The organism is Prochlorococcus marinus str. MIT 0917, assembly GCF_027359575.1.
GTDB lineage: Bacteria > Cyanobacteriota > Cyanobacteriia > PCC-6307 > Cyanobiaceae > Prochlorococcus_B > Prochlorococcus_B marinus_D.
The window spans coordinates 655,113-680,939 of record NZ_CP114784.1; the positions used below are offsets into that span (position 1 = coordinate 655,113).

The 25,827-nt window shown below is 32.5% G+C and carries 24 protein-coding genes; 14 read left to right on the forward strand and 10 right to left on the reverse strand.

Annotated elements, in window-relative coordinates; all coding sequences use genetic code 11:
- Positions 1 to 94: 94 nt before the first annotated feature.
- The gene (locus O5637_RS04070) at positions 95 to 1,207 is read right to left on the reverse strand and encodes a chlorophyll a/b binding light-harvesting protein (protein WP_269606331.1); all 1,113 of its coding nucleotides are present in this window, start codon (positions 1,205 to 1,207) and stop codon (positions 95 to 97) included.
- Between the two features lie 385 nt (positions 1,208 to 1,592).
- On the reverse strand, positions 1,593 to 2,639 hold the full coding sequence (locus O5637_RS04075) for a chlorophyll a/b binding light-harvesting protein (RefSeq protein WP_269606332.1): 1,047 nt from the start codon (positions 2,637 to 2,639) through the stop codon (positions 1,593 to 1,595).
- Positions 2,640 to 2,818: 179 nt separating this feature from the next.
- On the opposite strand from O5637_RS04075, the gene O5637_RS04080 reads away from it, so the two are divergent.
- The gene (locus O5637_RS04080; RefSeq protein ID WP_269606333.1) at positions 2,819 to 3,013 is read left to right on the forward strand and encodes a hypothetical protein; all 195 of its coding nucleotides are present in this window, start codon (positions 2,819 to 2,821) and stop codon (positions 3,011 to 3,013) included.
- Positions 3,014 to 3,128: 115 nt separating this feature from the next.
- Positions 3,129 to 3,335 (forward strand): hypothetical protein, encoded by a 207-nt coding sequence (locus O5637_RS04085; protein WP_011294810.1) that lies wholly within the window; start codon positions 3,129 to 3,131, stop codon positions 3,333 to 3,335.
- Positions 3,336 to 3,425: 90 nt separating this feature from the next.
- Here O5637_RS04085 and O5637_RS04090 read toward each other — a convergent pair whose 3' ends face one another.
- Both O5637_RS04090 and O5637_RS04095 read right to left on the reverse strand, forming a co-directional pair.
- Positions 3,426 to 4,514: a chlorophyll a/b binding light-harvesting protein gene (locus O5637_RS04090; RefSeq protein WP_269606335.1), complete on the reverse strand. Its 1,089-nt coding sequence runs from the start codon at positions 4,512 to 4,514 to the stop codon at positions 3,426 to 3,428.
- A gap of 272 nt (positions 4,515 to 4,786) precedes the next feature.
- On the reverse strand, positions 4,787 to 5,851 hold the full coding sequence (locus O5637_RS04095; RefSeq protein WP_269606337.1) for a chlorophyll a/b binding light-harvesting protein: 1,065 nt from the start codon (positions 5,849 to 5,851) through the stop codon (positions 4,787 to 4,789).
- A gap of 508 nt (positions 5,852 to 6,359) precedes the next feature.
- Between O5637_RS04095 and O5637_RS04100 the strand changes: the two genes are divergently transcribed.
- From O5637_RS04100 to O5637_RS04125, 6 genes are all read left to right on the forward strand, one after another.
- Positions 6,360 to 6,590: a TIGR03643 family protein gene (locus tag O5637_RS04100; RefSeq protein WP_269606905.1), complete on the forward strand. Its 231-nt coding sequence runs from the start codon at positions 6,360 to 6,362 to the stop codon at positions 6,588 to 6,590.
- Positions 6,541 to 6,729 (forward strand): DUF2256 domain-containing protein, encoded by a 189-nt coding sequence (locus O5637_RS04105; RefSeq protein WP_332299757.1) that lies wholly within the window; start codon positions 6,541 to 6,543, stop codon positions 6,727 to 6,729. The genes O5637_RS04100 and O5637_RS04105 overlap by 50 nt, the downstream gene beginning before the upstream one ends.
- An 89-nt stretch (positions 6,730 to 6,818) precedes the next feature.
- Complete coding sequence (locus O5637_RS04110) at positions 6,819 to 8,309, forward strand: cryptochrome/photolyase family protein (RefSeq protein WP_269606339.1); 1,491 nt, start codon at positions 6,819 to 6,821, stop codon at positions 8,307 to 8,309.
- Positions 8,310 to 8,437: 128 nt separating this feature from the next.
- On the forward strand, positions 8,438 to 8,881 hold the full coding sequence (locus O5637_RS04115) for a peroxiredoxin (RefSeq protein ID WP_269606908.1): 444 nt from the start codon (positions 8,438 to 8,440) through the stop codon (positions 8,879 to 8,881).
- Between the two features lie 28 nt (positions 8,882 to 8,909).
- Positions 8,910 to 10,022, forward strand: a complete 1,113-nt coding sequence (locus O5637_RS04120) for an FAD-binding domain-containing protein (RefSeq protein ID WP_269606340.1) — start codon at positions 8,910 to 8,912, stop codon at positions 10,020 to 10,022.
- A gap of 100 nt (positions 10,023 to 10,122) precedes the next feature.
- Positions 10,123 to 11,025, forward strand: coding sequence for an oxidoreductase (locus O5637_RS04125; protein WP_269606341.1), 903 nt, complete (start codon positions 10,123 to 10,125; stop codon positions 11,023 to 11,025).
- A gap of 7 nt (positions 11,026 to 11,032) precedes the next feature.
- Here the strand turns inward: O5637_RS04125 and O5637_RS04130 are convergent, their stop codons facing one another.
- Entirely contained in the window at positions 11,033 to 11,626 is a 594-nt protein-coding gene (locus O5637_RS04130; protein WP_269606343.1) for a hypothetical protein, read from the reverse strand.
- Between the two features lie 330 nt (positions 11,627 to 11,956).
- Here O5637_RS04130 and psbA point away from each other — a divergent pair, with 330 nt between their 5' ends.
- Complete coding sequence (psbA, locus tag O5637_RS04135; protein ID WP_011294225.1) at positions 11,957 to 13,039, forward strand: photosystem II q(b) protein; 1,083 nt, start codon at positions 11,957 to 11,959, stop codon at positions 13,037 to 13,039.
- A gap of 191 nt (positions 13,040 to 13,230) precedes the next feature.
- Entirely contained in the window at positions 13,231 to 13,368 is a 138-nt protein-coding gene (locus O5637_RS04140) for a hypothetical protein (RefSeq protein ID WP_269606344.1), read from the forward strand.
- Between the two features lie 689 nt (positions 13,369 to 14,057).
- Here O5637_RS04140 and O5637_RS04145 read toward each other — a convergent pair.
- Positions 14,058 to 15,659, reverse strand: coding sequence for a tetratricopeptide repeat protein (locus O5637_RS04145; protein WP_269606345.1), 1,602 nt, complete (start codon positions 15,657 to 15,659; stop codon positions 14,058 to 14,060).
- Between the two features lie 40 nt (positions 15,660 to 15,699).
- Here O5637_RS04145 and O5637_RS04150 point away from each other — a divergent pair, with 40 nt between their 5' ends.
- Both O5637_RS04150 and O5637_RS04155 read left to right on the forward strand, forming a co-directional pair.
- Positions 15,700 to 15,900 carry a tetratricopeptide repeat protein gene (locus O5637_RS04150; RefSeq protein WP_269606346.1) on the forward strand — a complete coding sequence of 67 codons (201 nt, stop codon included), beginning with the start codon at positions 15,700 to 15,702 and terminating at the stop codon, positions 15,898 to 15,900.
- A complete protein-coding gene (locus O5637_RS04155) occupies positions 15,897 to 16,082 on the forward strand; it encodes a hypothetical protein (RefSeq protein ID WP_269606347.1) in 186 nt (61 codons plus the stop codon). The genes O5637_RS04150 and O5637_RS04155 overlap by 4 nt, the downstream gene beginning before the upstream one ends.
- Before the next feature lie 331 nt (positions 16,083 to 16,413).
- On the opposite strand, the gene O5637_RS04160 is transcribed toward O5637_RS04155, so the two are convergent.
- From O5637_RS04160 to O5637_RS04170, 3 genes are all read right to left on the reverse strand, one after another.
- The gene (locus O5637_RS04160) at positions 16,414 to 18,066 is read right to left on the reverse strand and encodes a tetratricopeptide repeat-containing sulfotransferase family protein (protein ID WP_269606349.1); all 1,653 of its coding nucleotides are present in this window, start codon (positions 18,064 to 18,066) and stop codon (positions 16,414 to 16,416) included.
- Between the two features lie 342 nt (positions 18,067 to 18,408).
- A complete protein-coding gene (locus tag O5637_RS04165) occupies positions 18,409 to 20,511 on the reverse strand; it encodes a methyltransferase domain-containing protein (RefSeq protein WP_269606351.1) in 2,103 nt (700 codons plus the stop codon).
- Positions 20,512 to 20,704: 193 nt separating this feature from the next.
- Positions 20,705 to 21,274 carry a hypothetical protein gene (locus O5637_RS04170; protein WP_269606353.1) on the reverse strand — a complete coding sequence of 190 codons (570 nt, stop codon included), beginning with the start codon at positions 21,272 to 21,274 and terminating at the stop codon, positions 20,705 to 20,707.
- Between the two features lie 611 nt (positions 21,275 to 21,885).
- Here O5637_RS04170 and O5637_RS04175 point away from each other — a divergent pair.
- Together O5637_RS04175 and O5637_RS04180 are read left to right on the forward strand one after the other, a co-directional pair.
- A complete protein-coding gene (locus O5637_RS04175; protein ID WP_269606355.1) occupies positions 21,886 to 22,152 on the forward strand; it encodes a hypothetical protein in 267 nt (88 codons plus the stop codon).
- An 800-nt stretch (positions 22,153 to 22,952) separates the two neighbouring features.
- Positions 22,953 to 23,234 carry a hypothetical protein gene (locus tag O5637_RS04180; protein WP_269606357.1) on the forward strand — a complete coding sequence of 94 codons (282 nt, stop codon included), beginning with the start codon at positions 22,953 to 22,955 and terminating at the stop codon, positions 23,232 to 23,234.
- Positions 23,235 to 23,710: 476 nt separating this feature from the next.
- Here the strand turns inward: O5637_RS04180 and O5637_RS04185 are convergent, their stop codons facing one another.
- Positions 23,711 to 25,507 carry a tetratricopeptide repeat protein gene (locus O5637_RS04185; RefSeq protein WP_269606359.1) on the reverse strand — a complete coding sequence of 599 codons (1,797 nt, stop codon included), beginning with the start codon at positions 25,505 to 25,507 and terminating at the stop codon, positions 23,711 to 23,713.
- Between the last annotated feature and the right edge of the window lie 320 nt (positions 25,508 to 25,827).

Sequence of the window (25,827 nt, forward strand, 5' to 3'; positions counted from 1 at the left end):
ATCTGTCTTTTTTTACCAAAAAAACACTTTTTACTGAAAAAAAACAAAAAAAATACCCCCACGAATGGAGGCATTTTTTATTTTTAAATTGAATTTATCTTGGTGCTCTGCCGTTAAAACCTGCACCATCAACTCGAACTGTTGCGCCTTGACTGTTACCAATGGCATCAGCAACTTTCTTAAAGTCAAATCCTAAAGCACGAAGAGCATGCCAAAAATGACCTTGTAAGAAGAAGAAACCAAAGTAATAGTGAACATTCACCAAAGCGGCTCTGGTTGAATGACCAAAGAAAGCGGTGGAATCAGAAAGGTCTCCAGTATCAACCCAATAAGGGGCAACGGAGAACTGTAATTTCAAAGGTTCCCCAAACCACTCTGTTGGATATACGGTTGTATTAGTTGCAGCCCAGAAAGCAGCCACAATTGCCATCCAACCAATACCAGCAAGTGACCATGAAAGCACAGCTTCTGCTGAGAGCAATTCAGCTCCCTTAAATTTACTCCATTCTCCAAGCCTCTTATTTTCCCATTGAGTTGAACCAGCAACCATATGAATAGTTGCTCCTGTCAATTCAGCAAAAGCCAAGAATGCATGTCCACCCATAACATCTTCAAGACTATCAATTTCAATGAAATCGAACTGTCTATCCCAAATCATTGTCAAGTCAAGGTTGTAATTAACCTGACGAACAGCTCCTATCGCTGGATCGTATATGCCATGTATCCTTGCCCATTCAACAAACCATATACAAGCGACACCAAAGAAAAACAAATGGTGACCAAGAATAAAAGTTTGATTATCGGGATTTTCCCATTCAAGTTTGAATTTTCTAGCTCGAGGCACTTCGCTTTCTTCAACATCAGCCTCAAAATAGACTGCATGCAAGAGAGCTCCTCCTCCATAAACCATTGACAAGACTAAATGGACAATAGCTATTGCAGCTACTCCTACACCTGTCCATGCTCCTGCCTCATTGAAACCAATTCCAATTGAAGCCAAATGAGCCAAGAAAAGTGAGCTCTGATGCCCCATTGGAATATCAGGGTTGTAGCGGGCAAGCTCCCAAAGGGTGCTTCCACCAGCCGCAAATGCGATTAAGCCTGTATGCCCTATATGGGAGGCTATAAATCGGCCTGAGCGGTTGGTGACCACAGAATTACCAGCCCACCAATCATAGGTAACATCTGGATTTCCATAGCTCTGCATAATTTTTTAAGCGATACAGGCGAAATATGCGTGCAGATTACACGCTGCTGAAATGATATGTGCAAAATAGTTAGAGGTCGTTATTTAGTTTGACTATTTTTGCCCATTTCAATAATAAAAACGATTTTATGGATGCTGAGATATTATCTCGATGAAATAGTAAAAATCTTCCAAAGTCTAATTATAGCTTGATTTAAATAAGTGAATTCCTAGAGTAATCATTAAAAAAAGCTCAATCCAGAAGATCTAACAATATTTGATAGAAAAATTTCAACGTTGAAAAAACAATAAATTTTTTTAAATAGATCGAAATTAAAAGATAAAAATTTGCAAAAAAAAAGAGGAGAGAAATCTCCTCTTTAGGAACATTTTGTTTTTTAACTAATCAATAAAGCTGAGCTGGAAGAGGTTCTTTAAGAACTTTCTTAAAGTCAAATCCCATAGCTCTTAAAGCATGCCACAGATGACCTTGAAGGAAGAAAAATCCAAAGTAATAATGAACATTTGCTAGAGCAGCCCTAGTTGTATGGCCAAAGAAAGCAGGACCTCCTGAAAGATCAACACTATCAATCCAATATGGAGCAATGCCAAACTTCAAGATCAAAGCTTCTCCATACCAAGCTTCAGGGTAAACTGTTGTGTTCTGAGCACACCAGAAAGCTGCAACTACAGCCATCCAACCAATACCTGCACAAGAGAATGAAAGAATTGATTCTGCTGAAAGAAGACCAGCTCCTTTGAATTTGGTGTATTCACCAACTTGTTTGGTTGCGATATGAAAAGCTCCACCTGTTATTTCTATGAAAGCCAAGAAAGCATGTCCACCTAGGACATCTTCAAGACTATCGATAGCTAGGAAGTCAAACTGATGGTTCCAAATATTAGTCAAATTAAGGTTGTACTCAACTTGTCTAACAGCTCCTAAAGCAGGATCATAAATTCCATGAATTCGTGCCCATTCAACGAACCATATACATGCGACACCAAAGAAAAGCAAATGATGTCCAAGAATAAATGTCTGATTATCTGGGTTGTCCCACTCAAGCTTGAACTTTCTAGCTTGAGGAACCTCTGAATCTTGCATATCGCCAACGAATAGCACTGAATGCAATAAACCACCGGCTCCATAAACCATGGAAAGAACCAAATGTACGATGGCAATCGAAGCGACTCCTGCCCCTGTCCAAGCACCAGCCTCGTCAAAGCCAATACCAATTGAAGCTAAGTGAGCAAGAAAGATAGAACTCTGATGTCCCATTGGGATCTCAGGGTTATATCTTGCTAGTTCCCAAAGAGTACTTCCACCTGCTGCAAAGGCTATTAGCCCAGTATGCGCAATGTGAGCAGCAATGAATTTACCAGATTTGTTAGTAACCCCAGCGTTTCCAGCCCACCAACCATAGGTGACATCCGGGTTTCCGTAGGTCTGCATGATTTAAGATTTTTGGCGTAATACGGTGAGCACACCTTACAGGCAGCTCAATTCAAAAACTACTATTAGTAATAAGGTCTTATTCAGAAGTAGTAAAGTTTTTTTTCTTCAAATTGGCTTAACCCGCAACCAAACTAGGTTTTCATGGAAATACTCAAGAAAAAATTTAAATATCAAAAATGAAATCTGCTTTACAACTTGAACTGCAAGATCTTCATGGACTTCCTTATATAGCAACAATAATTTGGTTTGTTCTACTTGGAGTTTGTCTTTTAGCAGTGATTTTTTATCTCTTTCAAAAAAATTACAGCCCCAAAACTAAAATTGCTGATGATCTTCCTCTTGAGAAAAAATCACGCCCAAAAGGATTTTAAATGACTAAGAAAATTTTGTTTTTCAATGATAGTTGACAAATTAATGTAATATCCTCAAACACGGGTTTGGCATAGTGGCCACCTGGGTTAACAATAAAAAAAAAATTTTTACTCAATGATTGATTTTTCTCACCTTCTTGATTTTGCCACTCAGCTTCCACACCCATCAGATATTGGTTTAATCAAACCATCCGGTGGATTTAATATAGCTGCAGCTCTATGTGGTCTCGGAGCAGTATTTGGTGCGTCTCAATTCTTCTATTATTCTGATGATTCAAAAAGGATCGATCCTTGGGCTAAGCCTGACAACTACAAAAACTAAAGAAAGTTAAAAACCTATTTAATTTTTTTCAAAAAAAAAGAGTCTCGTCTTTTGACGAGACTCTTTTTTAATGCTGAAAAATTCAGATAATCAATCAGTGAGAGTAACTCTTGCTGAATCAAGATTACTAATTGCATCAGTAACCTTTTTGAAATCAAAGCCTAAAGCACGTATTGCATGCCATAGGTGACCTTGAATAAAGAAAAATCCAAGGTAGTAATGAACGTTAGCAAGCCAAGCCCTTGAAGTATGACCACTAACAACACCAGTCATATCAGCAGTATCAATCCAATAAGGAGAGATCCCAAACTTTAGAGCTAATGTTTCTCCATACCAAGCCTCTGGATAAACAGTTGTATTTGTTGCACACCAGAAAGCTGCAATAATTGCCATCCAACCGATACCAGCAAGAGACCATGAAAGAACAGCTTCAGCAGAAAGAATATTCTTTCCTTTGAATTCAGTGTATTCTCCAACCTGCTTAGTAGCGATATGGAATGCGCCACCTGTTATCTCAACAAATGCTAAGAATGCATGACCACCCATCACATCCTCAAGACTATCGATAGCCAAGAAATCAAACTGATGGTTCCAAATGTTGGTCAAGTTTAAGTTGTACTCGACTTGTCGAACTGCTCCTAATGCAGGATCGTAAATGCCATGAATTCGAGCCCATTCAACAAACCATATACATGCCACACCAAAGAAAATCAAATGGTGACCAAGGATAAATGTCTGATTATCAGGATTATCCCATTCAAGCTTGTATCTTGCTGCCTGACGATGTTCAGGACGATCATCAGCAAACAAACCTGAACTATTTTGGGTATCTTCGCTAAAGATCAAAGAGTGCAATAGACCTGCACCCGCGTAAACCATTGAACAAATCAGATGGAATACGCCGATAAAAGCAATTGATGTTCCATCGAATACCGTTCCAGTTGGATCAAATCCAATACCAATAGAAGCAAGATGGGGGATACTCACCATTCCTTGGTGTCCCATTGGAATATCTGGGTTGTATCTAGCGAGCTCCCAAAGTGTGTTGGCACCAGCGGCGAAACAAATCAATCCTGTATGAGCAACATGCGAGCCAATAAATCGGCTTGACTTATTTGTTACGACAGAATTACCAACCCACCACCCGTAAGTGACGTCTGGGTTTCCGTAGGACTGCATAATTGAGGAAATTGAAGTCGAAATTCGACCTACCTTACATTTAGTGCAATAAATTTGCTTGAAATCGTAAAAGGTCTTTATTTAATGCACAAAACTAATCAACAAAAGAGCTATGAATATTCATTGATTTTTCCTACAAAAGCAGTGACAGATGAAAAGTGAGAATTTTTATTAATATCAATCAATTTTTAAATAAATCAATAAAAAAATCAATAAAAAACCCCGTCAAAAAAATACGGGGCTTTTTTTTGATTATCCAATAATTAAATCAGCTAGCCATTAAGAGTAACTTTTGCGGTATCCAAACTGGAAACAGCATTTGTAACTCTTCTAAAGTCAAAGCCTAATGCGCGAATTGCATGCCATAAGTGACCTTGTAAAAAGAAGAATCCAAAATAATAATGGACATTAGTTAATGCAGCTCTTGTTGTGTGACCTGCAAATGCATTGCTATCACTCACATCTACCGTATCAATCCAATAGGGAGAAATACCAAATTTCAAAGCCAGTGGTTCTCCGTACCAAGCCTCGGGATAAACAGTTGTATTTGTTGCGCACCAGAAAGCTGCGACAATAGCCATCCAACCAATACCAGCCAAAGAGAAAGAAAGTACAGCTTCAGCAGAAAGAATGTTCTTTCCTTTGAATTCGGTGTACTCACCTACTTGCTTAGTAGCGATATGAAATGCTCCGCCTGTAATTTCAACAAATGCTAAGAATGCATGGCCTCCCAAAACGTCTTCAAGATTATCGATAGCCAAGAAATCAAACTGGTGATTCCAAATATTGGTCAAGTTAAGGTTGTACTCAACTTGTCTAACAGCTCCTATCGCAGGGTCGTAAATTCCGTGAATCCTTGCCCATTCCACAAAAGCGATACAAGCGACACCGAAGAAAATCAGATGGTGACCAAGAATGAATGTCAAGTTATCAGGATTGTCCCATTCAAGCTTAAATTTTTGTGTAGTAGGTCCAGGCCCATAAGCTAAATCACCATCAAAAAGAAGAGAGTGAGAAAGAGCTCCTCCTGCGTATACAAGCGAAGCAATAATATGGACGATTGCTACTGAAGCAACATTCGCTCCAGTCCAAACCCCTGAATCATCAAATCCAATTCCAATAGAGGCAAGATGAGCAAGAAAGATAGAACTTTGATGCCCCATGGCTATAGAGGGATCAAACCTCGCTAACTCCCAAAGAGTGCTAGCTCCCGCAGCAAATGAAATCAGGCCAGTATGACCGGCATGAGCTGCAATAAATTTTCCAGCGCGGTTAGTAACCCTTGAATTACCAGCCCACCACCCGTAGGTGGTATCTGGATTTCCATAGGTTTGCATATGAAATTAGGGGGGAATATATATTTTCCAGACTACAAGTCAGTAGACTTTTTAACTATCTAAAACCCAAAGAAACAGCTAATGATTAATAATCAGATATCATTATATACTCGCTCATAAGTAAAACTTAACAATGATATTAGTAGCCAATTATACAAAGACAGGTCATGATAAGTTGGGTGTCTTAATTCAAGGAATTGCATAAGTTCTACTTAACTATATGTAGAACTTTTGTAGAATTTGTTTAGTACTGGAAGAGTGCAAGAACTCTTCCAGTGTTGACAGAGAAAAGAACTTCGACTTCAATTCCTATCAACAAGAACTGTCATAACAAAAATCAATCCTTAGTGCGAGAACAAATAATTCATTTAATAAAGCCAAAACAAATTAATTAGCAATTGGATTTTTATAGATCAAAGAAAAATTTGAGGGATATACGTACTTATGCACTTACAAATTTCCTATAAAATAAGAACTAATTAGATTAAAAAAAATCAAACTTAGAGAACTGAATTCAGCTGAAATTGACCGAGTTGTCGAAATGGCTTGGGAGGACAAAACTCCTTTTGAAGCAATTGATTTTCAATTCAAACTCAAAGAGAAAGAAGTCATTCAGTTAATGCGTTCGAATTTAAAATCATCTTCTTTTAAAATATGGAGAAAAAGAGTTACTGGAAGAAAATTAAAGCATGGGTTCCCTAATAAAAAGACAAGATTCAAGTCGGCAAACCAAAAGTGAAATCAATTTGACAAAAAATTGTCCAATTTGTCTTAAAAATTTTCAATGGAGAAAAAAATGGTCTAAAGATTGGGAAAACGTCATTTACTGCTCAGAAAGATGTAGAAGAGGAAAAAATCAAACTAATAATATTGCTTAATTTTTCGCACTTAAAAAAATTCTTAGTTATTTTGATTAAATTAATCTATTAAACATTATCTAAAAAGTGTCAAATTATGTGAAAATAAAGTGAGAAAAATTTTCCTAATTTTTCCGAATCAATTATTCAAAATAAAAAAACAATTTTCTGATGTAAAGCATGTTGCTTTAATCCAAGATAACTTATTTTTTGGTTGTGATTCCCAGTGGAAACAAAAATTTCATTGTCAAAAAATAATTTTTCACATGGCCACGATGGACTCTTACGAACAAGAGCTGAAATCTCACGGTTTAAGTGTCATCTATATAAAACATAAAAAAGAAACCAGAACTGAAGATAATCTTAATTATCTATCAGAAAAAGGTTTTAATTATTTTATTACTTATGAGGCATTTGATTGGTCTTTAGAAAAAAGAGTTAAGGATTTCTCTTTGAAAAATAATTCAAAGTTAGAAATAAGAAAAAATGATATGTTTTTAACTGGACATGAGATATCTGAAGAATTCCTTAATCATAAAAAAATTCATGGAATGCATAAATTCTATAAGATTCAAAGAAAAAAACTAAATATTCTTATTGAAAAAGATGGTTCGCCAACAGGTGGTGCATGGAATTTCGACAAACTAAATAGAAAAAAAATACCAAATTCAATTAAAATTCCAAAAATACCAACTCTAAAAGCAAACAAATTTATAGATAAAGCGAAGAAAGATGTTTCTTTGAAATATAATGAATATTATGGTAAATATGAGGACTTTAATTATCCTATATCTCACAAAGATGCAGAAGAATGGTTAGACAATTTTTTAATTGAAAGATTGAATTTATTTGGAGATTACGAAGATGCAATACATTCAAACCATAGAACACTTTGGCATAGTGTTATTTCTCCATTAATTAATTCCGGATTACTTACTCCAAGACAAATAATAGAAAAATCTTGGTATTTTTATCAATCGAATAATATTGGGATTAATTCCTATGAAGGATTTGTTAGACAAATTATTGGCTGGCGTGAATTTATCCTATTGATATATAAACGAAATAGTTTAGAACTCAGAAATGGAAACTTCTGGGATTTTGAGGATAAACCAATACCTTCAAGTTTTTACACTGGTCAAACGGGAATAAAGCCATTAGATGACACAATACAAAAAATTTTAGAAACCGGATATGCTCATCATATAGAAAGACTGATGATAGTTGGAAATTTAATGCTTCTATGCAGATTCCACCCAAATCAAGTATACAAATGGTTTATGGAGTTATTTATAGATGCATATGATTGGGTTATGGTTCCAAATGTTTATGGAATGAGTCAATTTGCTGATGGAGGACTATTCACAACTAAGCCATATATTTCAAGTTCTAATTATATAAAAAAAATGTCTAACTATAAATCTGAAGATTGGTGCTCAACTTGGGATAGCCTTTTTTGGACATTTATAGATGACTATAAAAATAAGTTCAAGGACCAATATCGATTGTCTATGATTTTAAGAAATCTAAAAAAAATGGACCCTAATAAAAAAATGAACTACAGGCGTAATGCTAATGAATTCATATCTAATCTAACTTAATAATATCAACTCAGATATTTAATTATCAATTTCTATTATCTTTGTCTAGGTGCTGTTCTTACGCCAAAAGAGAACTCTCGAAAAAAAAAGAATTCATTATACTTATAATTTGATTAGATAGAGTGACGCTGAAAATTGGTGATCAGATTCCATCGTTTTCTTTGAAAGATCAAAATGGAAACATCAGGACATCCAATAAAATAAAAAAGCCTCTGGTCTTGTTTTTTTACCCAAAAGACGATACTCCAGGCTGCACTATCGAGGCTTGTGGATTCCGAGACAAATATGATCTTTTTAAAATTCTAGGAGCTGAGGTGTGGGGAATAAGTAATGGCAGTATACAAAGTCATCTTGGATTTGCTAATAAAAATAAACTTCAGTATCCATTACTTTGCGACCAAAATAATATTATTAGAAAAGAATTTGGTGTGCCAAAAAAACTAGGATTAATCGAAGGGAGAGTAACATATATAATAAATTGTGAAAGAAGAATAATACACATATTTGAAGACCTTTTAAATGGTCCAGCTCATATAAAAGAAGCTATAAAAGCATTAAAAAAACTTCAATGATAAGTCAAAAATCACTATTGATACTCAGATGAATATTTTTGAAGAGGCTAATGATGTATTAGATACTTTTATCATCAATCACCTTATTTCATACCATCAGCTAAGAAATTACGATTTCGGTATCAAAAAAAGAACTAATGTTTCTCAAATTTCTAAATATACATCTCATAGAATCCTTTACGAATACGCTATAGTTGAAAAATTAAAAAGAATTGATAAGAAAAAAAAGTATACTGATGAAATTCTCTGGAGGATATACTGGAAGGGTTATCTTGAAAATTACAAATCAATATGGTTTGAATATATAAATTTTAAAGAATATCCAAATAATTCAAACTTAATTAGTGCAATGGATGGTAAAACAGGTATAGATTGCTTTGATACTTGGATAGAGGAGCTTAGAGAAAATAACTATTTACATAATCACTCAAGGATGTGGTTTGCAAGTATATGGATTTTCACTTTAGGACTTCCATGGCAACTAGGTGCAAGATTTTTCATGAAACATCTATTTGATGGGGATGCTTCATCAAATACCCTTAGCTGGAGATGGGTAGCGGGCATGCACACAAATAATAAGCCTTACTTAGCATCCAAAGAAAACATCAATAAATACACAATTAATCGATTCAGGAATACATCGATTAGCAGATCAAACAAAATTAAACCAATAAAAAGTAATAAACATCAATCTAATAAACTTCCAGTTCAAAGAAGTTTCTCTAACAGTAATATTCTACTAATGTTCGACAATGATATGAATATTTTGAACAGATCTAAGTTATTCAATTCATACTGTAAAGTTTATATATTGAGCAATGGAATAACCAATAATAGATTTGGGCTAAGTGAGAAAGTAAGTCAATTCAAATTAGGTTTAATTGATAATATAAATAAATTAATCCCAAACTCAGAAATATTTGAATCAAGAGACATAGAAAAATTTTTGTGTGATCACAGATGTATTGATGTTATCTACCCAGGAGTTGGTCATAATCTAGATTTGATAAATAAATACGCTAATCAAAATCAAATTATTATTAATTATATATATAGAGAAGAAGATCTTAAATATTGGAATTATGCAAATTCAGGATTTTACAGATTTAAGTCTTCATTTCATAGAATTAATAAAATCTAAAATCTTATCAAGTCATGTGAAATCAATTCAAACATAATAAGATCAAACTACCACAATTAAATCAAATTATAATTATAGTAAGTATACATTTTAAATAGTTATGGTTAGGTTAAATAAAATTAAGCGGCAAGACGGAAGAATATTCTTAATCACTGGAGCGAATAGTGGTCTTGGCTATGAGACATCTAAAGCCCTGCTAGAAAAGGGAGCAACAGTGATTATGTGTTGCAGAGATTTACTCAAAGGAGAGAAGGCCAAACAAGAACTTTTAAAATTTAATTTCTCTGGCAAGATTGAACTAGTTGAATTAGATTTATCCGATTTAAATAACGTTAAGAAATTTTCTGAATTTATAAAACAAAATTTCAATTACTTAGATGTTTTAATTAATAATGCTGGAATAATGGCACCTCCAAAGACTTTTAGCAAACAAGGTTTAGAAATACAGTTTGCTGTTAATCATCTTGCACACATGTTTTTAACTTTGGAATTACTACCTATTCTTGAAGAAAAGAATAATTCTAGGGTTGTTACTGTAACCTCAGGCGTTCAATATTTTGGGGTAATCAAATGGGACGATCTACAAGGAAATCTTAAATACGATCGCTGGGCTTCATATGCTCAGAGTAAACTTGCAAACGTAATGTTTGGTTTAGAGCTCAATTCAAAACTTAAAGAAAGCAATTCAAAAACATCTTCACTACTTGCTCATCCAGGATTTGCTCGTACAAATTTACAGCCAAAGTCTGTTGAGGCGAATCAATCTTGGCAAGAAGAAATTGCTTATAAATTGATGGATCCTATGTTTCAAAGCGCGAAAATGGGCGCATTACCTCAACTAACAGCCTCTACACTTCCTAGCGCTAAAGGAGGAGAACAATATGGTCCAAGATTTAATTTCAGAGGGTTCCCAAAAATATGTAGAAATGCTCCAAAAGCATTAAATAAGACTACAAGAAAAAAATTGTGGGAGATAAGCAAAAAGCTAATAAATATTAATTAATTTCCTATCAAAACATTGAAAGCAACTCTTCTCCTTTATCACATATTTCTTGTTGCGAAGGACATTCTGTTACTCCAGTCCAATTAATTAAGCCTTTTCTAATTGAACAATTACATTTATCCCCAGCAGTAAATTCATTGAGTTCTTTCCCGGTCCAAGGAGTTGGATTATCGCTAAGCATTATTTCTTTCAATCGATCAGAAAAGGACTTATTTAACTCATCAAAAACTTTCACTGATTGAAAAAAATCATCAAAGGCATCGAATTTATCATCAAAATTTCTTTTTTCTAATTCTTTATCAAAAACACCTCGCATAAATTTTGTGCAATTAATTGCCTCTGAATTAGTAAATGGTTTTAACTTTTGACTTATGTATTCCCGATTTCTTACTATTGATTCTAGAGTCAATAATCTTTCTTCCAAATTATTAATCTTTTCAACTGAAGACAAGTGATTATCTTGAATTTCATTATCTAATAAGGAATTAGAGACTAAATCAGTAATATGTTCCGTTAGGCTTTTCCCCGACATCATTGTCTGACGCTTAACTCTGATCAACAAATCTTTTGAGATCTTTATATTAAACTGACTCTTAGTCATTTATTCATAAACATCTTGATAAACTATAATCATTTATTCCACAATAACAAGACCATACAAGATAATTAAAATACAGTTAACTCAATAGATAAGTTCACTACTAACTAAACTATTTATACTAGTAAAAATAGATCGAATAGTTTAAATAGTTTAGATAATATTATCGAATAAGAAAAAATTATTCTAGCTAATAGATTTACTAATTTCCTTTAATCAGATTTTGGTGAGTTTACCCACCCTATGTATTTCACTTGAAAGCTAAATTTCGTATGTCAGATTTTTTCTGACCTTATTCCTTGCCTTTTCGGGCAAACCAAAACGTTCTTATCCATGACCACCATTCAGCAGCAGCGTTCTTCGTTGCTCAAAGGTTGGCCACAATTCTGCGAGTGGGTTACTTCCACCAACAATCGTATCTATGTCGGTTGGTTCGGTGTATTGATGATCCCTTGCCTTCTTGCGGCAACAACTTGTTTCATCGTTGCATTTATCGCTGCTCCTCCAGTTGATATCGACGGTATCCGTGAGCCAGTAGCTGGTTCATTTATGTATGGAAACAACATCATTTCTGGTGCTGTTGTTCCTTCAAGTAACGCTATCGGCCTTCACTTCTACCCAATTTGGGAAGCAGCAACTCTTGATGAGTGGCTATATAACGGTGGCCCTTACCAGCTTGTAATCTTCCACTTCCTTATTGGTATCTCTGCATACATGGGACGTCAGTGGGAGCTTTCATACCGTTTAGGTATGCGCCCATGGATCTGTGTTGCTTACTCAGCTCCTGTATCAGCAGCTTTCGCTGTATTCCTTGTTTACCCATTCGGTCAGGGTTCATTCTCTGATGGTATGCCTCTAGGAATCTCTGGAACATTCAACTTCATGTTCGTTTTCCAGGCTGAGCACAACATCTTGATGCACCCATTCCATATGGCTGGTGTAGCAGGTATGTTCGGTGGTGCTTTGTTCTCTGCAATGCACGGTTCTTTGGTTACTTCATCACTTATCCGTGAGACCACAGGACTTGATTCTCAGAACTACGGTTACAAGTTTGGACAAGAAGAAGAGACATACAACATCGTTGCAGCTCATGGCTACTTCGGTCGTTTGATCTTCCAATATGCAAGCTTCAACAACAGCCGCAGCCTTCACTTCTTCTTGGCTTCATGGCCAGTGATCTGTGTTTGGTTGACATCTATGGGCATCTGCACCATGGCGTTCAACTTGAACGGCTTCAACTTCAATCAGTCTGTAGTTGATACTTCAGGCAAGGTTGTACCAACCTGGGGTGATGTACTTAACCGTGCAAACCTTGGTATGGAAGTAATGCACGAGCGTAATGCTCACAACTTCCCACTTGACCTAGCAGCTGCTGAGTCTACTTCTGTAGCTCTTGTTGCACCTGCAATTGGTTAAGTCTTTAACTTGATTGTTTTAAAGCCCTCTTTTAGAGGGCTTTTTTTTTGCCTTTTGCATAAAACTAACAATTCAGGTCTCAATATTTTTTAGCTTTAAAACAAATTAGCCTAATAAGTACTTAATATTTGTTGCCCATAAATCAAAAACCAGCTAAAAAGTAGCAACAATTACATTTCTGGCTTCGACCCATGATCAATGAGAACCTTGTAGAAATCCTTCTTGCTGCAATTCTTGTCTCAAACACCTATGACAAGGATCAGTCCGTAATCAAATGGGGTGGAATCGTGATAGCCGTTGCTGGTGTGGCTTCAGCTTTATTTGGTTAATGATTAAAATTCGTTATTGCACTTAATTTCAATACATAAAAAAGCTGCAAGCAAGTTGCAGCTTTTTTATGTATTTTTTAAAAACCTATTTACTATAATAATTTAGCTTTAAAATTCAGGCAATAAATAGATATAGACAGGCTATTTAAAGAAAATCAAATAAATCGAGATGGATTCTTATTATCTAAAAGACATTATGTTTCTAAATTAATTATTACCTATCAAAAAGAATAAGAAGAAGGGGTTAAATAATTTATTTTTATACTTTCTAAATTCAAATAATCATTAACTAATAGATGCTTTAACTAAAATTAAATATTCAATAGAATATTTATAAAATATCTTATACTCTGTTACTAATAGCATATGAAAATGTTTAATATTTTTATAAAATAAAAGTAATCCTCTTAACTTTAATATTGATAAAACTTTTTTTGATTCTTGAATATTTCCCTCTCAATGAAACTTAAAAGCTTGACCAATTATTTATTCTTGAGAAGTTTTATATGATGTATTGCTGTGGATGACAAGGTTTCCTTAATATTCCACTAAAGCAAATTAACCTAAGAAAGCTATCAGTTCAGATCCTACTTTATTTTGATCTCTTTATCACTAATTCACATTTATTGATTTTACAAGTATATATTAATTAGGAATATATACTTGTAAAAAGATTTTAACTTTTAATCTCATGATTTTGCATACATTTCTTTTTTGATTGCCCTTGATACGCTTATCATGACTTTTTTCCAATTATTTCGTTCTTTTTGCCGGAATAATCTCATCGACGGATACCAGAAAGTTCTCTCTTCTTTAAGCCCCCAAGTCCAAAAAGGTATATCTTTTAAAAGTAACCATACTTTTTTACCCATTCCACCAGCTAAATGAGCAATAGATGTATCACAAGTAATAATCAAATCACAGTTCTCTATGATTGCAGCATTTTCATTAAAATCCCACTTTTGATCAATTAAGGGTTGGCATTCAACAAACTTATTTTTAAATGAGCAATCATCTAATTGCTCTGAACCAAATCCTTTTTGTAGAGAAAGCAAAGTTATTTTGTTTTGATTAAAAATTTCTGAAAAATTTTCTAAGGGGAATGATCTTCCTCGATAAGTTTTTTCCATTTCTGGATTTCCTTGCCAATTAATACCCACAATTGGTCTTTCTTCATTAGAAAGAATGTTTTCCCATTTTTTTACTAATTGACCCGATGGGAAAATATACGGATTAGTAATGATTGGTTTTTTCGGGTTAACTTTTAGATATTTAGGCAAAGATAATAATGGAATCCATTTCCCTTCTGTAATTTGATTTACTTGCTCAGGATTTAATGGTTGTTGATCAATACCTGATGATTTTATCAATGTATGTAATTTTTTATGTGCACAAAAAGAAACATCTAAACCCAATGTTCTTAAATAAGGCACATAGCGCATATATTGCAAGGTATCGCCTAACCCTTGTTCACTAATTAATAAAAGCTTTTCTCCTTTTTTTAACTTCTCATTCTTAACTCTTTTAAGTTTTGTAGAACCGTAAATAATAGCAGGTTCTTCTGTATTAAATCTAAATTCATAATTCTCCAGTCCAGATTGATAATCTTCATTTAAGAGTTGTAAGTAAGCAAGATTAAAATGAGCCTCTGCGAAGTCAGACTTAAGTTCAATAGCTTTGCGAGTACATAATTCCGCTTCTTGTAAGTTACCAAGCTCTCTTAAAATATCCCCAAGATTGTTATGTGCATCAGCGAAATCAAAATCAAGTTCTAATGCTTTGCGCGTGGATACTTCTGCTGCTTTTAGTTTCCCTAATTCTTTCAATATGTTTCCAAGATTGGAATATGCTTCAACAAAATCAGGCTTAAGTTCTATAGCTTTACGCATAAACTCTTCTGCTTCTTTTAGCTTCCCTAATTTTTTCAATATGTTTCCAAGGTTGGAATAAGCTATTGAATAATCAGGTTTAAGTTCTATCGCTTTACGAATAGATTCTTCTGCTTCTTTTAGTTTACCTAATTCTTTCAATATATTTCCAAGATTGGAATAAGCTATTGAATAATCAGGTTTAAGTTCTATCGCTTTACGAATAGATTCTTCTGCTTCTTTTAGTTTACCTAGACCAATTAATATTGTTCCATAGTTAGAAAAAACTTTGTGATCATTAAAACCTCGACTAATACAGTATTGATAATATTTTGAGGCTTCTTGAATATTTCCTTCAAGATGAAAATTGACTGCTTTCTCAATGATTTGTTGTTTAGAAATTTTAGAAGGTATATTTGTCACAATATTAATATTTTTTTTATTTACTTCTAAAGCATATGGAATGGGAAATATTTTTATTTCAGTAATTTTTTTTATTTCCTCGCTCATTACCAAAAAACAAAAGGACTCCGATGCATATTTTAATCGTGCCAATGTAAAAAAAGAAATTGGAGATATCAATGGTGCTTGCGAAGACTGGAGAAAAGCATTAGATCTTGGAGATAAAGAAGCAGCCAAGCCAATGCAGGGGAATTGCGAATGAATCTTTTCCTTGCTGTATTTATCCCAATATCAAGCTTTGAATTCCTCTATCTATTCGTTATTAAGAATAATGGTATTGCTGAATGGATGACAAGAGCATCTCGAAATAGTAGTCCTATTTGGACCTATGAAGTTATCACAATCACACTCCTCTCGATTACTAAATTCCTAACAACTAGTTAGAGAGATAAAATATCATTAGACCTAAGTCAGAAGAGAACTAGAATCATATAACAAGTCAACTAAGTCTTATTTATTGAGGTAGTTGACTTATGCTCTTGCAGGAATTCCGCCAACTGAAGAAAATCTATTCTAGGGATTTTACTACCACCTGTCCCTCTCAGCGCTACTTAAGGAGGAGAGCTGTCAAGAATATGCATACCCTAGTATTGCAAAATTTCTAAGTCTTTTATGTAAATCGTCTCAATTCCTTCGGACAGTTTTGTTACGCGAACCCTAGCCCTCTGGATTTAATGACATCACCAACAATGAAATTTATTTATTCGTATTGTCTTTATAAGAATTGTAAGTTTTTATATTTTTCATGCTTTACTAAAATATCAATAGCAGGCTGTAGCATCTCCCGATAGTTTTTCCACCCTCCTATAGATTTTGAATTAATTGGTGAGCGAACTTGAATGTTACTAGCTGTTAGAACTGATCGTTTATTGAGCTGAGGTGATAAATAACAATCTTTCCATTCCCAATCCAACCATTTAATTAAAGATTTAATTTCACCAATAGGATCTTTAACCAAAAGATCATAATTAAGATCATATATTTTTGATCTATACTTCTTTTTATATTCACCCATAACATGATCATGAAGTAAATAAAGCTTCGCGCAATCAACTAAAGAAGATGAATAATCATTCCCTCTTGCAAAATTACTCCTATAAATAGAAAGAATATTATCCAATGGATTTCTATAGCAATGGATAACTCTCGAACTACTTAAATAATTAACAATAATTCCAGTATAAATATAATTATGTAAACATTTATTTGTTGTTATAAATCGTGAATTATTAATTTCTAGTATATTTTTATTATATATGTCTTCTAATGAACAATTAATATTATCTTTTTGTAAATTCATCCATTCAAGATAGGAATCCTCAAAAATATTTATTTCTCCTAAATCGAGAACTTCTTTGTTAATACTTAATATAGATTCCAGCAATGTAGAACCACTTCGCGTCATGCCGACAATAAAAATATTAGCCAATAGATTATTAGATTCTAATTTTTGAATTTCATTTTTATTTAATAGCTTATATGAATACTTACTTAACTTATCAAATTCATAAGGTCTAATTTTAAATTTAATATTATTCGCTAATTTTAGATATTTTGCACTTTCTCTAAATTTATTTCTACGGTGCAAGATATTAGATCTTGCAAAATATATATCAACCAATTCTTCTTGTTTAGTACTATATAGTATTTCATCAGAAAAAATATTTTCTTCAATTTCTTTATTTCCTATTGATCCAAATCTACTTAAGACATAATAAGCTTTAATAAAATTTGGTTTAAGCTTAATTGCTTTAATTAAATATTCCTTCGCTTCATAAAACTTTCCAAGGTGCACCAATACCTCTCCTAAATTATAATAATACTCTGAAACATTAGAGTTTAATTCTATTGATTTTCTCAGACTAGATTCTGCCTGACTAAATTTATAAAGATCGCTCTGTATTCCACCCAGATTTGAATATGCATCTGCAAATACTGGATTAAATTTAATGGCAATAGTAGTATAGAATTCAGCCTCTCTAAATTTATTTTGATCTTTCAATATTCCTCCAAGATTATAATTATAATCTGATGATTCAGGCTTTATTAGAAGTGCTTTTCTCATAAAGGCTTCGGCCTCTTCTAATTTCCCAAGGTCTTTTAAGATAACGCCATAGTTAGAAAAAACTCTGTGATCCTTAAAACCTTGATCTAGAAAGTCTTGATAATATTTGGCTGCTTCTGAAATATTTCCTTGAGAATGATACCTAAATGCTTTATTTATGATTTCATTCTGATAATATATAGAAAAATTATCAGTAGTAATAAATAAATTTTCTTTAACTTCTCTTAATTCATGAGGGACAGTAAATATAGATACCTGCGCGGTATTATGTTTTACTTTCTTTCTTTTATGAAGACTACACATCTTTAATTTTAAAACTTATTAAGCCATTCAGACAGATTATAAGTACTTTAGAGCATACGCCTTCATTAGATTAAAAAATTAAAGAAATAAGCTTAGATCTAAAAATTCAGATAACTTTAAGAGATTGTAATAGGATATTTAATTGAGTTCAAGAGTTAGAACAGCGCCTCTTACAACCTTTGCGAAAACCTGCAATGAATGGACGCCTATACATTAGATAAAAGCACATAACATCTATTTATAATATTTAATACGAGAAAGTCGCGGATAGACGGAAGTTAGATCAGCCTCAAAAAATAATTAATTAAAAACATATTAATTATTTAACTACTAAAGATAATTCTAATTCAAATTTTGATAATCATTAGAAACCCAAAACTGATACAAACCAGCGAAAGTATCAGCATAAATCTCCTCAAATCGTGCCCAGTTTTGTAAATTAGTTTGAGTTTTATCTTCTGGAAAATTATTATTATAAATGCTTTTAATAGTATGCGGCAAGACGAAACCAAGAAACTTTAATTTATTAGAGCTTATAGTCTCATTTAGTTTTGGGATTGTGAATCTATGTTCTTGTGAATGGAAGCAAAGGTCACGGCAGGAAGAAAGTGTATAAAAATCAGGACTCTCAATTAAAGAGTTAAGTTCTTTTACTTTTTCTGAAAAGACAATCGATCTAAAATTACGAATGTCATTTATATTGGGTTTAAGTTGTTTTAATTGAATATAATTTCTTGCTTTTATAATATTTGATCTTGCTAATTCACTATATAAACCTAATTTAAGCAAGCCATTATATTTTAATACTCCTAATAAAGCTTTTAATCCCTCTAAAGGTTCTTTCATATGATGAAGCACGCCGGTACATATAATAATGTCAAATTTTTTTTGCAATAAGCTAACCTCTAAGATATCCATTTGAATGAAATCAACATTATTAATGTTAAGTTCATTTATTCTTCGTTGAGCAAAGCTAAGTGATGCCATACTTAAATCTATTGCTATTATTTCACAACCTTTATATTTTTGTGCATATAAAGTCTGATAGCCTGTGCCACAGCCAGCTATTAAAACTTGAACCTTCTCAGATTTAAATTTAGAATTAATTGAATTTGGTTTTATTTCATTATTGACTATTTGAATAGGAAGCAACTTTTGTTCCTTAGAAGGATTACCATACCTCCACCTAGGATATGGATTCTCCTCATATTGTGATTTTACTTTAATTGAAATTTTATCTTTTATCGAACCTAATTTTAAGATATTTTTAGATATGTCAATCTCTTCTTTAGGTTCTAATAACTGCAACTTGACTAGATTATTAAAATTCAAATCAGAAGTTTTGATAAACTTTATTTCAGGAATCTTATCAATAAGTTTATAAAGTGGATAATAACAAGCTAAAATAGCAATATTTACTTCATTCAACTCTTTATTTTTGCACATTTTAATAATATTATCTATAGAAATATAATCATAATTATTCAATGAAAAAACATATTCATTTATAAAACATTGCTCCGCTAGAGAAATAATAAAATTAAATGTTGAATAATCAATTTCTTTCCTTTTTATAGCTATTACTTGAGAAATTTTATTTCTAATAATTGTTAATAGCTTTTCCCATTTAAAATCTCTTAGAGGAATCTTTTTCATTACATTAATTAATAAATCATCTTCAATTAATTCTTGAAATATTTTTTCATTGTATTCTTCTGATTCCAGTAATTTAATATAAAATGATAATTTATTTTCATATATTTTTTTGAATGCTTCAAGTAAATCACTATGAAAAATATCATCCCTTTTAATTAAAATTATTAATATAGATTTTAATTTATTGATATCAAGTTCTGACAGAATTGATTGTTTTATAAAAGTTGTTATTGATGAATATAACTTATGATCTTTTGGATTTAATTTAATAGCTTTCAAATAAAAATCAAATGCCTCCTTATTTTTACCAAGATCTTTTAATATATTCCCCATACACAAATATGAATCTGAGAAATTAGGATTTAGTTCAATAAATTTTTGCATAAATATTTCTGCTTCTAAAAGTTTCCCTAGATCCCTCGATATATTTCCAAGAATAAAATAGTTATTGATGAATTCAGGATAAGTCTCAATAGATTTACGGATCAATTTTTCTGCTTTTGTTAAATCACCTGAAGTAGCAAGTATTATTCCAAAATTAGAAAAAATTATTGGATCCGAAAATCCTAAGTCTATAAAATTTTGATAATATTTTGCTGCTTCCAGCAAGTTTCCTTGTGAATGCAAAGTTAATGCTTGTTTAATTATTTCTTCTTTAGAAATTTGCCGTTGGTTTTTAGTCGGAATCGTAATACTCTCTTTAATTTCTCCTAAACTTAATGGAACTGGGAATGTTTTTATTTCAGTGAGTTTTTTGTTCTCCTGTTCTTGATCACCTATAGTCTCCATATATAAATAATAAAACTTAATTATATAATGTACTTTGTCAATAAGGCTTTAATACGACTGTGAATAAATGAAAAAAACGCCTGAAATCTATTTCCTAAGCTGGATTATAGAATAGATATTTACTGATGGAGTCTAAGAAGTTAGAACAACTTAAGCAGAACAAGGAACTTGCCGCTAACCTATCCATCTTTAGTCATACAAGATTTCTAACTTCCACAGCATTTAAAAAAGCTTCATTTAATGGCTCTAAAGAGCTTTTAGTCCATTCAGATAGAGCACTTCTCATTCCACAAGACCCATTCCTATATGCATCTGTCATTTCTGCACCTGTCAATTCATGATTTCCCGAGAGGATGGCAAAGACTAGTTCAGGTTGACTCTCATAATTAGCAAGACAAGTAGTTAATTCTGCGAAAGCATCTTTCAAAGATATTTTCTTTTCTATCCGATATAAATCAAACAATTCTCTAGCAACCTCACCATATTTCTTTGCTCCACTATTAGAAAAAATAGCATTACTTTGGGTCGAATTTTCTTCTTTATCAGAATGGAAATTATCTTTTAAATTAAGCAGTTCTTCTATTCTTAAGAGTCTCTGTTCAAGGATATCAATATCACTTGATGCTTGAATAGAACCTTGTTTTAACAGCTCAGTAACAAAAGCTGTTAGTGTTTTTCCACTCTTTATTGCCTTAGCCTTCAATTCAAGCAGGAGTTGCGGATCAATCTTGATATTCAGCTGAGACTTGTCTTCACTCTTCATCTTTTTTTATATATTTTCTAGTATATATATTCTCCATAAAAATCAACTACTTCCAGCAAGGATTAAATCATTTTCTATCATTTATCTATTAAGGAATTAGCCAACAAAACGTGCGTAGAAGTTAGACAAGCCTCTATTGAGAAAGCTGAAAACCATTTGGATTAAAAATCTGCTATGCGTTGAATAAAAATTCCTTAGCGTCCAGTCATCCCAACCGATTACAAGCATTTATTAAGGTTAGACGTAAGTTAGGAGCGCAGAACGAAGCTAGGACAGACAAACAACGAGAGAAATCTAGCCAAACGATAAACCCAATTAAAATTCGTATACCTATTTGCTTTTCATTCCCAGCACCCAGAAATAGAAACAGAAGCTAATGAATTTAGACATTTATCGATAGCACCTACAGAGATAAGTGAGTAAATATATGCACTCTCATAAATATCCATCACGAAGAGATTATCAAACACCAAATCTAATGCTCAATACAACATAAAAATGTTGCATATGTTTCATCGATAGATGTCATCTTAATACATTGGATAGTGATAATTGCTTTGCAAGTTTTTTCTTTTTTGATTATCAATAATATTATATCTTCGACTTCCTCTATGAATAATCTTAATCAATTCAAAGAAATGATAAAAGATTTAAAAAGTGAAGTTTTATCAGAGATATGCGAGCAATTCTTATTTGATCATGAAGGAGCAATGAGAGTATTATCAGATTATTGTAATAACTTTGGAATGAATATTGATGATTCAGAAATTAAAGATTATATGTCAGCCATGCATTTATCAGGTGACTTTGATAATGTTGTATGTTTCGGAATAGAGCTTTCAGAGAATCAATTATATAAAAAATTTCATCCAAGCTAGTTATGTTTTTACACTCAGAAGAGCTAAAAATATTTTATATTAAAATTCAATATTTTAGTACTAACAAGCTGCATGAATTAGAATATTATCTTAGAGATAATAATACATACCCTATATATAATCAGATGCATGAAATTGTCGAAATATTACTAATTAATCGAGGTAACTACAATTTCCTACATCAAAGAATTGAAGAAATTAATTACCTTGATAAATGCTTGTCTCTATCAAATCCCTTTGGTCGATTTAGCGCAAGATTAATAGGTTATATGTGTAAGTTTATAGATAAGAAAAAGATTACTTGCATATGTATTGATTAACAGTAAGACTGCACTCTCTTCATGTCTTAATGTCTCAGAAATCAACTATGAATCCGTTGCCAACTAATGATATTTTATCTAAAAAGTTAGAATAAAGTTAGAATAGTGTATAATCAAAGAAGCCGAGATCGACTGGCATAACTGAACTTCTAGACGTTAAATAAAAACTCCTATATATCAAGTGATAGCAACGTATTTAAGTGATAATTTTAGGTTAGGCCAATACAACAAAAAGTTAGACCATTTTTGAGACATGTTGAGTCTCTCATGAAGCTATTACTCTTGAATAATGCAAGAAATCAAAAGTTAAATGGAACATCACTAACGACAAGAAGTCTTTGATTAACAGTCACAAGAATTGAGTAATTCACTCCATTCACTTGAAATGGTATCAACCGCTACACTTTTAGTACGTTCGTTTCCTCTCTGGAAATGCATGTTAGGCAACAAGGTACGGGGTTGTCTTTACTGAGAAACGTTATGAATCACCTTCCTCTGATAAGAAAAAGTCTCTGCAAAAAGGAATTACTTCATCAAGCAGAATTGGTTTTAGCTTCTAAGCCAAGTCATGCAAATTCATCAGAATTAAATCTACGTTTAGTAGAAGAAAACACCAAAAAGAAAAGACTGCATCAAGCAGAATTGTATATAGCTTCTAGGTCTGCTCGAAGTACTTCTGCGTTATTAAATAGTCATTTAGCAAGGAAAGCAGCTCATGCCAAGAGGGTGCATTTAGCACAAATTTCTTCAATGAAAAAATAAATCATTAATCACTACTCTAGGTAGTGATTAGCTAAATATCTTGACATGGGTTACTAGATATTTAGCTAATCTTGAATAACCAAAAAACATCAGAACTAAATTTTTTCGGTTAATACTGAACACTTAAACCAATCTATCTCAAAAAAAACAATTATTCGTCTCAAAAGGTTAGACAAAATGGGCAGACCAAACCTTGGCCAAACCTCTGAGAACCCTTAGTATGACTAGCTTCTACACGTTGAATAAAACTTCATCACGTCCAGTCATGCCAACTAATTACAGCGAAAAACCAGGGTTAGACGTAAGTTAGAACAGTAGAACGAAGTTGGAATAGTTTAACTCTAAGTATTTCAGAGAGAAATAAACTAAGGAAGAAGCCAATAATTTATTTGCGAATACTACTCTTCTTAAGAGTTTTTCTTTTGGAGATGAGACTAAAAATTTTGACATAATATTTCTTGAACATATAATTTTTTTCAGACGTCTTCTTTTAGTTGCTTTGATACTCTTACCATGACTTCACTCCAATTATTTCTCTCTTTTTGTCGGAATAGTCTCATGGAAGGATACCAAAAAGTACTATCACCATCTAAGCCCCAAGTCCAAAAAGGTATATCTTTTAAAAGTAACCACACCTTTTTACCCATTCCACCAGCCAAATGAGCAATAGATGTATCACAAGTAATAATCAAATCACAGTTGTGAATAATGGCAGCATTATCAAGAAAATCCCAAGTCGAATCAATTTGCGGTTGGCATTCAACAAACTTATTTTTAAACGAGCAATTATCTAATTGCTCTGTACCAAATCCTTTTTGTAGGGAAAGCAAAGTTATTTTATTTTGATCCAAAATTCCTGAGAAATTTTCTAAAGGAAATGATCTTCCTTGGTAAGTTTTTTCCATTTCAGGATTCCCTTGCCAATTAATACCAACAATTGGTCTTTTTTCTTGGGAAAGAATATTTTTCCATTTCAGGTTCAGTTCATCTTTTGAAAAAATATATGGTTCTGAAATGATTGGATTTTTTGGATTAACGTTGAGATGTCTAGGTAAGGATAGTAGTGAAATCCATTTCCCTTCTGAAACTTTCGTAGCTTGTTTTGCTGTAAGAGGATTTGGATCAATTCCAGAGGATTTGATCAATCTATGTAATTTTTCTTGCGCACAAAAAGAAATATCTATTCCTTTATTTCTTAAATAAGGTATATACCTCATATATTGAATGGTATCGCCTAATCCCTGTTCACTAATAACCAAGATTTTTGACCCTTTTTGTAAATTTTCATTATCAACTTTTTTGACTTTCGGAATTGCATAAAGTAATAAAGAATTGTTTAATTTATCTCTAAATTCATAATGCTTTAAACCTGATTCATAATTTCCAGTTAATAGTTGGATTGATGCAAGATTAATGTGAGCCAATGCATAGTTAGGATCAAATTTAATAGCTTCTCGAGTAAAAATTTCTGCTTCATTTAATTTACCAAGTGCTTGTAATGTATTTCCAAGATTAGAAAGAGCCATTGAAAAATCGGGTTTTATATCTACAGCTTTTCGAGTGACTTCCTCAGCTTTTTCCAATTCACCAAGAGTTCTAAATAGACTTCCAAGGTTATTATAAGCTTCTGCAAAATCAGGCTTAAGTTTGATGGCTTTTCTAAAATATCTTTCAGCCTCATTGAATTTATCAAGATTTTTTAATATATTTCCAAGATTTGAATAGGCTTCTGCATAATCAGATTTTAATTTAATAGCTTTCCTTATTGAGATCTCAGCTTCATTATATTTTTCAGATTTTTTTAATACGTTAGCAAGTTGAAAATAAAACTCTGCAAAATTTGGTTTTAATCTAATTGCTTCTCTTATAGATTTTTCTGCTTGCCTAAAATTTCCAATAGATTCAAATAATGTTCCAAGATTATTATGACCCTCTGCAAAATCAGGTTTAATATTAATAGCTCTATGAAACAAAATTTTCGCTTCAGATAATTCCCCTAAGCTTTTCAGTATGATTCCATAATTAGAAAAAACTCTGTGGTCTTCAAAACCTTTATCAAGAAAGCATTGATAATATTTTGCTGCTTCCAAAATATTTCCCTGAGAATGAAATTTAAATGCTTTATTTATTATTTCTTTCTGAGAATCTTGAGAAGGGAACTCAGTATTAATAGATATATTTTCTTTAACTTCTCTCAAGGCAAGAGGAATAGTAAATGTATGTAAATTAGTGGAATTATGTTTTACCTGCTTTTTTTTATGAAAACTTTCCATCTTTAGCTTTAAAACTTATGAAGCCATTAAGAAAAACTTTAATTACATTAAAGCATCTACTCTTATTTAGATTCAACAACTAAAAAAGTTAGCTTAAAAAAAACTGAAATAGCTTTAAAAAGTTGAAATAGGGTATTTATTTAATTTTGTTCAAAAGTTAGAACGAAGTTAGAATAGAAGCCTATCGAGAACGCTGAGAACCCTTGGTATAACTAGACTGCTATACGTTGAATAAAACTCCATAACGTCCAGTTATACCAAGCGATTACAGGCGAAAATCGCGGTTAGACGTAAGTTAGAAGACTAGAACGAAGTTAGAA

Excerpts from the sequence above, each read along its gene's own strand:
- O5637_RS04070 (WP_269606331.1), bottom strand. The coding sequence starts at position 1,207 with ATGCAGAGCTATGGAAATCCAGATGTTACCTATGATTGGTGGGCTGGT.
- O5637_RS04075 (WP_269606332.1), bottom strand. The coding sequence starts at position 2,639 with ATGCAGACCTACGGAAACCCGGATGTCACCTATGGTTGGTGGGCTGGA.
- O5637_RS04080 (WP_269606333.1), top strand. The coding sequence starts at position 2,819 with ATGAAATCTGCTTTACAACTTGAACTGCAAGATCTTCATGGACTTCCT.
- O5637_RS04085 (WP_011294810.1), top strand. The coding sequence starts at position 3,129 with ATGATTGATTTTTCTCACCTTCTTGATTTTGCCACTCAGCTTCCACAC.
- O5637_RS04090 (WP_269606335.1), bottom strand. The coding sequence starts at position 4,514 with ATGCAGTCCTACGGAAACCCAGACGTCACTTACGGGTGGTGGGTTGGT.
- O5637_RS04095 (WP_269606337.1), bottom strand. The coding sequence starts at position 5,851 with ATGCAAACCTATGGAAATCCAGATACCACCTACGGGTGGTGGGCTGGT.
- O5637_RS04105 (WP_332299757.1), top strand. The coding sequence starts at position 6,541 with ATGGGTTCCCTAATAAAAAGACAAGATTCAAGTCGGCAAACCAAAAGT.
- O5637_RS04120 (WP_269606340.1), top strand. The coding sequence starts at position 8,910 with ATGAATATTTTTGAAGAGGCTAATGATGTATTAGATACTTTTATCATC.
- O5637_RS04125 (WP_269606341.1), top strand. The coding sequence starts at position 10,123 with ATGGTTAGGTTAAATAAAATTAAGCGGCAAGACGGAAGAATATTCTTA.
- O5637_RS04130 (WP_269606343.1), bottom strand. The coding sequence starts at position 11,626 with ATGACTAAGAGTCAGTTTAATATAAAGATCTCAAAAGATTTGTTGATC.
- psbA (WP_011294225.1), top strand. The coding sequence starts at position 11,957 with ATGACCACCATTCAGCAGCAGCGTTCTTCGTTGCTCAAAGGTTGGCCA.
- O5637_RS04140 (WP_269606344.1), top strand. The coding sequence starts at position 13,231 with ATGATCAATGAGAACCTTGTAGAAATCCTTCTTGCTGCAATTCTTGTC.
- O5637_RS04150 (WP_269606346.1), top strand. The coding sequence starts at position 15,700 with ATGGGAAATATTTTTATTTCAGTAATTTTTTTTATTTCCTCGCTCATT.
- O5637_RS04155 (WP_269606347.1), top strand. The coding sequence starts at position 15,897 with ATGAATCTTTTCCTTGCTGTATTTATCCCAATATCAAGCTTTGAATTC.
- O5637_RS04160 (WP_269606349.1), bottom strand. The coding sequence starts at position 18,066 with ATGTGTAGTCTTCATAAAAGAAAGAAAGTAAAACATAATACCGCGCAG.
- O5637_RS04165 (WP_269606351.1), bottom strand. The coding sequence starts at position 20,511 with ATGGAGACTATAGGTGATCAAGAACAGGAGAACAAAAAACTCACTGAA.
- O5637_RS04170 (WP_269606353.1), bottom strand. The coding sequence starts at position 21,274 with ATGAAGAGTGAAGACAAGTCTCAGCTGAATATCAAGATTGATCCGCAA.
- O5637_RS04175 (WP_269606355.1), top strand. The coding sequence starts at position 21,886 with ATGAATAATCTTAATCAATTCAAAGAAATGATAAAAGATTTAAAAAGT.
- O5637_RS04180 (WP_269606357.1), top strand. The coding sequence starts at position 22,953 with ATGAATCACCTTCCTCTGATAAGAAAAAGTCTCTGCAAAAAGGAATTA.
- O5637_RS04185 (WP_269606359.1), bottom strand. The coding sequence starts at position 25,507 with ATGGAAAGTTTTCATAAAAAAAAGCAGGTAAAACATAATTCCACTAAT.